A 275-nucleotide genomic window follows, 5' to 3' on the forward strand; every position below is an offset into this window, starting at 1 on the left:
CCTAATAATCCAAAAATTAATCCGATTGTGGCATAAGCTGTTAATCTTCCGAAATGATAGGTGATAATCTGCGTTACTTTTTTGGCTTCATTCTGTCTATCAACAGGACGCATCATAGCAATTGGTCCGCACATGCCAACACAGTGAAGACTACTAATAAGTCCTAAAAAGAAAGCTGAAAATAACATTTTTTTTCTTTTAATGATAAATAACTGATCATCATGTGTCCCAATGGGACACGGTTTTTTGCGTATTAAATTTTCTACCGATGAATT

1 protein-coding gene is annotated in these 275 nt (G+C 34.5%); it reads right to left on the reverse strand.

What is annotated here, in order from left to right:
• A partial coding sequence (locus R0J87_RS20200) for a sulfite exporter TauE/SafE family protein (RefSeq protein ID WP_498888485.1) occupies positions 1–275 on the reverse strand: 275 nt, incomplete at both ends.

Source organism: Halomonas sp. SIMBA_159 (assembly GCF_046536035.1).
GTDB lineage: Bacteria > Pseudomonadota > Gammaproteobacteria > Pseudomonadales > Halomonadaceae > Vreelandella > Vreelandella venusta_A.